This is a genomic window from Ruegeria sp. CDSA021 (assembly GCF_059612325.1).
Genome location: NZ_JBXWQJ010000034.1, coordinates 1 through 10,862 on the forward strand (window position 1 = coordinate 1; position 10,862 = coordinate 10,862).

Sequence of the window (10,862 nt, forward strand, 5' to 3'; positions counted from 1 at the left end):
TTGGCAGTTACGATGAGCCAGAAACCCTCTCTTATCAAATCGACCTAAACTGTCCCATGGGCGCTGACGTCAGACACAAGATGAGCCAGGACTTCAATTGGGCCTCCAAGCGCGTTTTCACCCTTGCCGGACCCGATGGCCTCGGTGCCCTTGAACAATGCTAGTGGCACCTCTGCCAAGCCGGTCAAGACATCATGCGTCGCCGCGATTTTGTCGCCAAGAACAAGGCAGCCGTGCAATCCTTGTGCTGCGATTGAATCTTCGACCGAGAATTTCCAGTCGGGATAAATCGATTGCACAATTTCAAATCCTGGAGCGACCCACTCCACGCAACCTGCCAACTGCTCATTGTTCATTTCAGCTGTTGGTGCATGTTTAAGGCCCAGTACGATTTCTGGCTCGATTCTCGGTTCTGAATACCTTGCCAAGTTTACCGGCTGATCAGTCGAAAACAGCCCATCTGCGTGGACCTCTCCCCAAATGGGTTGATCCACACCGTAAACAGGCCAAATCGTGCGGTTCGTGAAGCCGACTTTTCTGCCAACTCTTTCTTTGTCCAGAATCTCGCGGACACGACTAGCAATCGAATAAGCGTCATCCAGCGATAGCTGTCCTGCCTCTGAAGACAGTTTAGGTATCTGCTGGGCAGAGGTCAGGGCATCAGCAATTGTCTGAGCGTTAGATTCAATATCTCTTGTCATATTCGCATTATACGCTCCGACGGCTGGATTGCGATGCAAGCGAGGTTTTGAAGGGCCATCGTCGGAAACTCAAAGGCTTGCAATGAAAGTGTGGATATGCCTCATTAACCTTCTGAGAGATGACACCTTCGGTTGATGTCTATTCTTCAACTTAACCTTGGTTGGAAACCAGCTTCCCACTCGGAAGAATTCCTCTAAGGCTTCAAGATGTGCCTGGCGCTACTGCTGCTTTCGTTTGACCGAAATAATGCAGCCAGAGTGTTTTGGATGTCGTGCCGGTACATCGCGTGCCATTGCGTCCACGTTTCCGAGGTGCCGCAACGCTCCGTTGTTCAGCAACACGCCTCGCCCAGCATCATAACGGCGCTGTCCAAATCCGCTGGCAACGCATTCCCAGTCTTCCTTGGCCGCCGCGTTGCGGAATCTCGGTAGGTCGTGCGGATCATGCCGCCCAGGTGTTGCTGCGACGTGATCGTGTTTCTTCGCATTGCTTTGGTGGGTTAAATGGTGGGACACTTGTGTTGTGCCAGGTTGTTGGACAGTACCGGTTGTCGGCCTCGGCTTGGGACGCATGATCGTCACGACGCCTTGTGGTTTCGGATGCCCTGGGACGGCCACGTGAGTTGCCGTAGGTTTTGGTGTCAACTGTGGAACCTGGCCAGGAACCGCCGTGGGAACCTGATTGGGGGTTGCTGTTGGGACAAGCGGTGGCGTCGCTGTTGTACCGCTGGGTTGCGGAACACGGCCGGGCACTGCGACCGGAATTTGGTTTGGTGTTGCAGTCGGGACGAGCGGTGGCACAGCAGTTTGACCGGTGGGCTGAGGCGGGACCTGACCAGGAACTGCGACTGGTATTTGGTTTGGTGTCGCGGTGGGCACAAGTGGCGGCACCGCTGTTGGGCCGGTAGGTTGAGGCGGAACCTGGCCAGGGATAGCTATCGGAACTTGATTGGGAGTTGCAGTCGGAACTTGCGGCGGCACCGCGGTAGGCCCGGTAGCCAATGGCGGAACCTGATTTGGAACGGCTGTCGGAACCCGGTTTGGAGTCGCATTTGGAGTCAAAGGCGGAGCTAGGGTCGGCGCTACTACCGGCGTGGGAACCTGACCGGGAACCGCTATTGGTGTCGCGATAGGAACCTGACCGGGAATTGCGTTCGGAACCGCGCCCGGCGCAAGGACTGGAACAGTAACGGATGTGGGCGTTTGCTGGGTTCCCTTAGGCGGCAACTGATTTGCTACCGGCTGAGTTGGGCCGGTAATTTGATTACCTGTTCCTTGCCCACCGGCCTGCCCGCATCCTTGGCTTGACTGGTGAGGATTCCCCACGCCACGGCACCACCCGTAGTGATTTCCGCCGGCAACGACCTGTGTAGCGGCCAGTTCTGCAATCAAACAAGCTGTTGTAAGTAACGCAATTCTGTTCAGTTTCATAACATCCTCACCAACTTGTTGTCAGAGCAAGATACGCGCCTGGGTCGCCCGAGTCGGTCAGAGGACCGTCTCTCAAAGGGACGCCAACGTATCCGGATAGGAATAAGTTTCGCTTAAACTCGATGTCCAGCCCCAACCCGGTCGATGCCAGTGTTGCACTTCCCACTTCGAAACTGGCGGGATCATTATTCGAGATGTAACCAACGTCGAAAAAAGCGAAGGGCGTCAGACGATTTACGCTCTGCGAGCTTGGGAAATAGGAGTGAGATACTTCGAAGATTGCTGAGATCCCTGAATCACCATCCACTTCGTCAAAGCGGTATCCACGCAACGCATAACGATCACCAAGGAAGTACTCTTCGACAGAGGGTAACCGGTCTGTTGTGTACTGACCCCAGATCTCTGTCCGCCAAGCTGTGTTGGGCGATAAGCCCGGTAGGGGGCTTTCATATCCGATGCCGCCCCTCAAATGCCAGAACGAAGAGTCCCCGTCATCAAAATTCGCGTCTGTCGTGTCGTTGTCATTGTCACCAAAAGATAAGGTTAGCCCCGCTTCCAGAGCTTGTCCCTTTGGATAGTTTTGCCCGTAAAGATATGTAAGGCCAACGACACTCGCGTCACTGGATAGTGGAACGCCACCACTGACTGAATCCGCTTTTGAAAGGCGATAGTCCAGCAGAAGATATCCATAACGGGCCACATCGCGGATCACGGGGTAACCCATCGCGACTGTGAAGTTCTCGCCGTCAATATCTGTTCTCGCAAAGTCCCCTGAGAGGTCACGTTTTGCGTTTATGTTCCCGTAGAAGATCTCACCGTACAGACCATTGCTGTTCAGCGGCGTGCGATAGGTAAGAGCGCCCCATAAAGAGTGCTCATCGTCTTTGTCCCAATTGTAATTGCCTGATCCCTCAAATCGCAGCATATCCCCGACGGTCAGCGTTGAATAAAACTCTTGCACGACATAGAAGCTTAGCGCTTCTCCAAGCTCACGCGGAGGGTTGTCGAGTGTCGCACTACCGGCTTGTTTTCGCAGTGGCTCTCCCAATACTCTCAGCCGAGCACCAGCCTGATCCGGGTAATCAAGTTCGGTCGACAACTCCAAGTCAGGTATGTCCTCGGCTAGCATAACCGCCCGCTCAAATCGTTTCAGCGTTATGGGATAGGAGGTGGTGAGGGGCTGAAAAATCTTCTCTAGGGTTTGGAACGTGCGCGTATCTACACCTTCAATTTCGATGGTTTGAATGCGCCCTTCATCAACAATTATGCTCTGCCCATCGGGGCCGGGCCAGGCCTCAGCCAAGAAGTAACCGTCTTCTCGGTAGATCTGCGTGATCGTTGATGCGACATCCACTGCTGTGATGCGCCCTGACCGATCAAAAGCCAACTGACCGGCAAACGTTAACAGCTCATCCGTATCATATACCGTTACGCCGCTGACAGAGTGCTGTGATGCGATGTCCCAGGTTTGGGCAATGCTGTATTTTGGAACTGCAACAAAGGCCACTAAAGTGCAAATGATCGCAATTACAACCGAATTGGATACGGGCATTATCGATAACCTTAAGGTGACTGAGCATGTTGAAGCCCAACGTTATTACATGGTTCGCATGTGTGAACCTGACGCTATTCGAATATATTGATGGGTGATGTTTTTTAGAAACATATCGAACAGAGCGCAGATTTACTTAATATGCTGCACATAAGACGGCACTCATTTACACAACCCCGCTTTTCAACCACGCAGAGTAGAGAACTAGTAGGACAGTCCTCACAACTCCGGTTGCTCAAAAACATAAAGCCGCGATTTCTTGGCATCATCTGTCAGGATATAGAGAAGCCCTCTGATCTCATCGAGAGCGATCCCTTCGGGATGTTTAACTTCTTTTTGTTTTCCATCTTCTGTGAACGTCAAACTGATAGACTTTACGGACTTGGATTCTGGATTGTAGATGAAGATCTGACGGCCTTTGTCACTCACAATCCAAAGAGAACGCGAGGACCGGGACCATGCCAGGCCGCTCAAATCCAGTTCATCATCATCTACACGCTCGGAGATAAAACCTGCATCGCGGGCTAAAGGAATGATCTCAATAATTTCGTCTAGCTCTGGCGATAACACCATTAACAACCTTGGTTGTCCCTCAATGCCAACGAAGACCCGCCCGGATTCCGGGTCAACGGCGATACCTTCGGGTCCCTTATTCAAAGGGTTGCCGACGAGTAATTCAGCGGCGGTCGGGTAACCTTTAAGAGATGCGAGAGGTATTGTCGTCAGTTGAATGGGGTCAGTTGGGTGAACGACTAGGATTGATCGGTCAGTTTCTTGAAGCACCAAAACAGACCCATCTTTTCGAGGTGCAACACCCTCCAAATCTGATCCTGCCAATGCTGGCAACTTGAAAGAGTTTCCTAATACCCCGTCGACTCCGAGTAGGTGCAGTTTAGGTTCGGCATCACTTACAGACCACAAGAAGCCTTCAGTGTTAGACATTGCCAAACCGGAAGGCTCTGAAAATCCCTCTGATTTGTCTGCCACCTTGAATTTATCGACCAGAACCAAACCAGCACTTTCGGCGTAGGCAAAATCGGTCCAAGGCAAGAAGGCTGCCGCAACCAAGCTGGCCGTAAAAGCGAGTCGTCTAAGTTTGCAGAAACACCGTGAAATTGTAGGTTTTGACGGAAACACTTTGTTTTCTGCCATTCAATTTTCTCGCGCTTGGACCATATCCTTGTATCAGCGTTCGTATCACAGTCCGGACGCGATGTCCGAAGAATGCACGGTAATCTCTTTACCTGATCCCGCCTGTTGCGATTGAATTGAATAGGGCACGATGTGCCTTTGGTGAAGCGTAAGCCTTTGGCGTGAGCAGGAAGGAAGACAAGTTGAATACGACCCTCACATTTGTGACCGTGTTGTTGATGCTGCTGTTGCCAGGTGCTGCGGTGTCACAAGTCGACCCTGCGACGATGCTGGCCGGGGCTTCGGAATCGGAAATTCTCATCGAACGCCAGTGGACGCAGTTTCGTGGCAAACAGGAACTGTATTTCTTTACTCTCGATGTGATCGTCACGATCATTCTGGCTGGCTTGATCGTCTATCATCCGGTGAGACGTAAAGCCCGTAGAAGTGTCAGCGATATCGTCATGCCGCGACTGTTCTTCCTTTATGCGCTTGTCGGCATGGCGGTTGGGTTTCTGGTCGTACAGCACGGATCGATGATCGGGTTCGTGATTTTTGGAATAGGAGCTCTGTTAAGGTTCCGATCAAATATGGATGACCCGGTCGACACGGTGGAAATGATTATAGTCACCGTGCTTGGGCTGGCGGTAGGGCTGGGCTTACCCTTGATGGCCACACTGGTGGCGGTTGTATGTTGGTGTTTCATTTGGCTCGGTGGGCGAAACAAGGGCGTGGAAATTTCGCTCAAGGCTTCAAACGAAGAGCACTCATTGAAAGTCAGCGGGGACATTGAAGCCATGGCCGCAGACGCTGGCTGGAAGCTGGTCAGAAAACACCACGTCCCCGGAAAGTCTCGCGTCTCATTGCTTTTCATCACCTCGGGAGGGCTTTCAGAAGCCCGGATAGAAGAGATGATAAACGATCTGGTCCCTGATAAAGTTGAGCTGAAACTCAACCTCTAGTCATTTCACAAGGTCCAAACGTTTCAACACTGCATTCGGGGATCTGATCTCTTCCGGAAGCGACTTGAAATTTACCGACCTTTCGAAGTCAGGTCCTCGATATACTGCTATCCCAAATTTTCCGTTTGGCTGGAACGTAACATGAGTGAAGCTGTGAGGTGATCTGGCTTTTGATCCGATAAGCCGTCGCGGGCCACCTCCCAAACAAGCTTGGGAGACGTAAGTAACACCATCTTTCCAACCCGGATAGAAGGCATGATGGTGGCCTGACAGATGCAGAACCACACCGCTTTCCAAATAGATTTTTTCAAGTGTTGGGTCACCGATGATTTCGCGTTCACGCTTGATCGCGAAGGGCCAAAGTGGGAGGTGACTGAAAGTGACAATCGGGTCTCCACTTGTACCCAGTTCCACAAGTCGGTCCTGCTGATCGCCGGACAGCGGCCCTAGGGTCGTAGCATCCAGAGACGCAAACGTAATGCCTTGCATCTCAAATGCGTAGAAGAACGGGTAGTCATCTGAAACCAGGAAGTCGACGTCTGGCTTTCTCGGCGTCCATTCCTCTGCGTATATTTTTCTTTCACGCTCGAACCCTCGGTAAGCGGAGGCGTCATGGTTTCCCGGCGTGACCGCAAACGGAATTCCGGCAGCCGTTAAAGGATCTGATACCGCCTCATGAAACGCTTTCCACATTTCCCTGACCTGTTTGTCGGACAAGTTGGGAATGCGCTGTCCCGCAACCATATCTCCGGTCGAAATAACCAGATCTGGATCAATCTCGACTATCCGCTCAATCGCCTTGTCGACGCGGGCATCGTATTTTACCGAACCGTAGCTTCCGTTCAGATCCGATATGACGATGACATCCAATGCCGCGGCCTTGCAGGCTAGCAGAGCTGTCCAAATGCACGCCGCAAAAAGGGTAGAAAGGTTACGGGTCACTACAGTCTAAGGCCTCTTGCTCGGCGTCGCTTGTCAGAAAAAATGCGGCGGGATCCAAATCGAATATCAATTCACCATTTGAACAATTGCTCTGGAGGATGGACGTTGCCAGCGCGGTATTTTTGACGACTTGTGCAATCTGACTGTCTGACAGCCCAAGGCTTTGCGACAGCCAGTTATAAACCGGGCCTTGAGTTTGAAGCTCACTATTCAGCGCAACCAAGCGTCGGTATGTGCTTGGAGAGAAATGCCGCATTTTCTCTAGCATTTGAGTAGATTTCGCGAAGTTGGCATACTCAACCCGCCCACCAGCATCGTTGTCGTTTAGATTGCTGCGACGGATCAATAATGCGTCGGCGGGAACGTCTCCATCGTTTGGCTGATGGTGCTTGGCCTTCCTATGCTTCAGGTCTCCGTCTTCGACCCAATACCAATAGGGTGTGAAGTCTATGTTTCCTACGCGGTCCTGCTGGCTAAAGATGAAATCTAGGAGAACAATCTCGGTAAGTTCTTGCATCCAAAATGCCATCTGTTGGTCGCTGACATCGGGGCCGAGATCCTTGTTGATCATCCGGTCTCTTCGACCTTCTCTGACGCCCTCTGCGATTGCCTCTGACAATGGTTTTGAAGACCGCAAAGCTAAGAAAGCGGGCGTTTCCTGAAAATCGCGGTTCTGACCTTTCCCCCAACCAGATTTACGGGTGCCGTTGATTTCCGAGCCGTATCGATGCCCAGGGCTATCAAGCAGCACGCCGTATATTTGCGTTCGATCCGATGTGAACAGATCATCTGTCGGTTGGTATGAGTTCGGGTCGGCATCCGCAGCTGCGAAGACCCGCCAGCCTTCATGGTTCATGCGCCCGCCATGAGAGCCGCCAGAAATCGCAAGGCCAGGCTCTGCGACCTCGGAAAAATGCGCCTGGGCGTCCATGCTACGCCAAACGGCGACTGGAACTTTGACAGTCGTGTCGAAATATCTGGAGAAATGATAGTAAAGCAGCGACGAGGTTGAAAACGTTCCACTGGTGCCCTTTTGGTTCATGGTGGACTTGAACTTAGCCACCCTGTCCTTGGCCAGATCTTTTGCTGCCTTCCCCTCTTTGCAAGCGTTTCTCTCGAATTCGGAACGGTTCCCCGTGTAGGGTCCTTCCGAAATATCGTAGACGGCCATTCCTGGGCTGGTGCTCCAAGTTTTTGGGCAAATCGCAATTTCGGAGGCATAGAAATCGATCTCGCAATAGGTTGTTTCTTCCTCAAGGTCGCTGTTCTTATACTCGCCCATTGGAATTTTTTCGATCCGAATACAGCGTTCAGTACCGCCGTTGGGACTATCAAATGTCGTGGCTTCACCTAGAACATCGTCGTTCGCCCATAAGACGGTGGGTGCAATGAAAGCAAGTGACCCCAGAAGGTTGAACTTCATTTGGATAGTCCTCCCAATATCATTTGGGGCAAATCGCTGCCTGTTGTTCGGTGGAGATTTTCAACTTGGGGTCGACGCTGAAGTTGGAGAATTTTGAGTCAATCCACTGGTCGCACCCGCCTGAACATGGGGCCCCGTTTCGGGCATCATTCCAATATTCCTTGGCCCTTTCTTCCGTCCAACCACAAAACTGAACGAGCGCCATTGCCGACAATGCTCCCGAGGAATGAACACCCCACATGCAGTGCACCAGGACAGGGCCTTTTCCAGGGTTTTGAATCACCTCGTGTATGGAAGCCATGACAGCACTGGGTCGGGAGGATCTGGCACTTTGATAGTCAAAGGATCCGTTTCCACAACTGGTGCGACCGTATTCAGTGTTTTTGCCAAAGTCGGCATAAAACCCGGTTGAAAACCCTTCACCGCACAGAGTTTCGCGTTGACCCTCACTTAGGCCAGTTCGATCCTTGTCGCCACCCTTGAAACCGGATCGATACAACACTCCGCTTAAGACTGGGCGAAAGAAATCGACACCATCAACGCCTCCGTCACCACCCTTTGACAGCATTTGACTGTTGCTTGGACCGCCATTTCGACTGGTCACGTCAGAATTCGCAGTGGTTGCGAGAACACCAATGAATATGAGGGACGCCAAAAACCGCATGCCATCTCCTTTCTATACTTGAACCTTTGATGCTCAAACTCTTGCGACCTGATAGTCTCTCGGAAAGGCTAGTTCACGACAACCATATCAAGTGGGCAGTTAGCTTTCCGCTGTGAAACTTTAAATGGGCCACACCAGATTGATGATAACGACGACTACGAAGTAAGCTAGAACAACTTTCCAGTTCCATTGGTGCTTATTTTCTTCATTGATCACGCCAGCCAATTTCAATGCCAGGTTAGTGATGATTAAGGCGACAACGATGACCGCCGCGTGTGCCAGGTCGAATTGCAAGTTTGAACACCTTCTTTCAGATTTGGGATTGATGGAAGTCTGTCAGCAGTCACCTGATGGCAGCATAGCTACATCTGAGTACCTTCCCTCGGAGGTCGTGATCCGAGCGCATGCACCGGTATCCTTGTTAAACCAGTACGAGGTTAGCCCCTCGCTTCGGATGAGTTCAAACCCGAGACTTTGAATACCCATTTCAGCTTGGCCCGCTCTTGCCCCTTCAAATGACGAAAGATCGCTAGAGCTGCCCACAGTTGGTGCACTTGCATCCACTGATCCGCCACTGTCGTCGCATGCTGCAAGCGCGGTAGTACACGCCGTGCCGATCACCAATAGGACCTTGGGTTTCATCTGTTTTTCCCTCTCTTTTTATACTTGCGTTCCAGGGTTTCTGATTGATCACCTATTCAATTCCGAAAATGACGTTGTAGTCGACGGAAGAGTTGCTGCGATTGATAACCTCCACAACATGATCACCAGATTGCCAAAGCTGTCCTCGATACTCCTTGTCCGCCGACATCAATCCCAACAGTTCAGAACCATCGGGGTTGCGAATAACGTAGTCCAAGGAGCCATTTCGCGGAGCAACGCGAACGTAAAGGAACTGTTCGCTTTTGGCACCGAGAACATATTGCTGTGACGCTCCGGGCGCGAGTTCACCAACGAGTTCGGCGCCGGTGGAACCACCATCGAATTTGACACGTTGGCTACCGGTAGAACCGGCCGCGCCTGCCACTGCTCCACCGCCATCATCCATCGCCTCGACAACCGCCATCTCGCCGATGTTTCCATCCTTGTACGCGATGCAGCGCCAAAGTGTTCCACCTGCGTCTCGCAGCATGACGAGCGTACCCGCCTCTGAGAACTCTGAGCTTTCAATCGTTCCGGATTGACCGTCTGGTCCACCAACCTGCCGCAAGTGGTCGATACAAGCGTCATCGGCTTCTGACATTGCAAGAGCAGCTGTGCCCGAAAATACAAACATGGGTGTGAGGAGTTTTAGTAAACTGAGTTTCATCAGATGGTCCCCTGTTGGTTAATCCTTACAGTTTTGTTCCGTGCAAAGCGGAACCTCACTTCGTTTCTCGTAACTTTGACAGAAACTCGTCGCATGCCTGTGCGCTGCCGACGATCTCGCCTGTCGTTTCAATTCCTTGCAGAGATGCCATCTCGGAATTTACGCGATTGAGGATTTGATCCGCTTGCTCGGCGGTGATCAGGTTCTCGGCTTGTGCTCCTTTCAATGTGGTGCAAACACCGGCGGACAAGCCTGTCGCAACGCCGACACCTATCGCGGCACCGCCACCCATGGTCATCGCCCCAACCACGCCGAGGGCGAGCCCGATCACGATACCCAAGATCACTTTTCCCAAGTTTTCCTCCCTTTTGGTGAGAAAGAGTTCAGCCTTCACTGCTGGCGCAAACCGCGTGCCCACCTGCAAATCAAAACCAGCGCCAACAGGTTGAGCACCGGTGCAATCGCCGCGAACCATGGTTTGGCCGACTCAAAGACCAAGTCCGCTACAAGTATCCAAGGTAGTCCCAACGGCAAAAGGAACACCCCGGACAAAGGGTCTCTTTCTTGCCCCAGCCAACCAAATGTACCCGTCAAGAATGCAAACAAGGCCAGCAGGTAAAGGATGGCGAATACGATGGTGGTTATTCTACAAACCAAGTCGAACTATCCGAAGAGTGAGCCAGTGCTGCGTAGCCGTATTCAGCTACGCACCAAACAGGTCACAATGCGCCTTCGTCGCCAAGGAAC

The 10,862-nt window shown here is 52.0% G+C and carries 9 protein-coding genes; 1 reads left to right on the top strand and 8 read right to left on the bottom strand.

Annotated features, from left to right (window positions below):
• Positions 1 to 44: 44 nt before the first annotated feature.
• The 3 genes from AC2FLD_RS22065 to AC2FLD_RS22075 all read right to left on the bottom strand — a co-directional run bounded on the left by AC2FLD_RS22065 (position 45) and on the right by AC2FLD_RS22075 (position 4,836).
• A complete protein-coding gene (locus tag AC2FLD_RS22065) occupies positions 45 to 701 on the bottom strand; it encodes a 2-keto-4-pentenoate hydratase (protein WP_496674410.1) in 657 nt (218 codons plus the stop codon).
• Positions 702 to 2,139: 1,438 nt separating this feature from the next.
• Positions 2,140 to 3,639, bottom strand: coding sequence for a ShlB/FhaC/HecB family hemolysin secretion/activation protein (locus AC2FLD_RS22070; RefSeq protein WP_496674412.1), 1,500 nt, complete (start codon positions 3,637 to 3,639; stop codon positions 2,140 to 2,142).
• 264 nt (positions 3,640 to 3,903) lie between these two features.
• Positions 3,904 to 4,836: an SdiA-regulated domain-containing protein gene (locus AC2FLD_RS22075; RefSeq protein ID WP_142639638.1), complete on the bottom strand. Its 933-nt coding sequence runs from the start codon at positions 4,834 to 4,836 to the stop codon at positions 3,904 to 3,906.
• 182 nt (positions 4,837 to 5,018) lie between these two features.
• Here AC2FLD_RS22075 and AC2FLD_RS22080 point away from each other — a divergent pair, with 182 nt between their 5' ends.
• Positions 5,019 to 5,777, top strand: coding sequence for a DUF4956 domain-containing protein (locus tag AC2FLD_RS22080; RefSeq protein WP_142639636.1), 759 nt, complete (start codon positions 5,019 to 5,021; stop codon positions 5,775 to 5,777).
• Here the strand turns inward: AC2FLD_RS22080 and AC2FLD_RS22085 are convergent, their stop codons facing one another.
• The 5 genes from AC2FLD_RS22085 to AC2FLD_RS22105 form a co-directional block, all read right to left on the bottom strand.
• The gene (locus AC2FLD_RS22085; RefSeq protein WP_142639634.1) at positions 5,778 to 6,719 is read right to left on the bottom strand and encodes a metallophosphoesterase family protein; all 942 of its coding nucleotides are present in this window, start codon (positions 6,717 to 6,719) and stop codon (positions 5,778 to 5,780) included. It abuts the gene before it with no gap.
• On the bottom strand, positions 6,709 to 8,142 hold the full coding sequence (locus AC2FLD_RS22090) for a hypothetical protein (protein ID WP_142639633.1): 1,434 nt from the start codon (positions 8,140 to 8,142) through the stop codon (positions 6,709 to 6,711). The genes AC2FLD_RS22085 and AC2FLD_RS22090 overlap by 11 nt, the downstream gene beginning before the upstream one ends.
• Positions 8,143 to 8,926: 784 nt before the next feature.
• A complete protein-coding gene (locus AC2FLD_RS22095) occupies positions 8,927 to 9,100 on the bottom strand; it encodes a hypothetical protein (protein ID WP_481668353.1) in 174 nt (57 codons plus the stop codon).
• A gap of 400 nt (positions 9,101 to 9,500) precedes the next feature.
• Positions 9,501 to 10,115, bottom strand: a complete 615-nt coding sequence (locus AC2FLD_RS22100; RefSeq protein ID WP_271952807.1) for a hypothetical protein — start codon at positions 10,113 to 10,115, stop codon at positions 9,501 to 9,503.
• A 55-nt stretch (positions 10,116 to 10,170) separates the two neighbouring features.
• A complete protein-coding gene (locus AC2FLD_RS22105) occupies positions 10,171 to 10,470 on the bottom strand; it encodes a hypothetical protein (RefSeq protein ID WP_299637028.1) in 300 nt (99 codons plus the stop codon).
• Between the last annotated feature and the right edge of the window lie 392 nt (positions 10,471 to 10,862).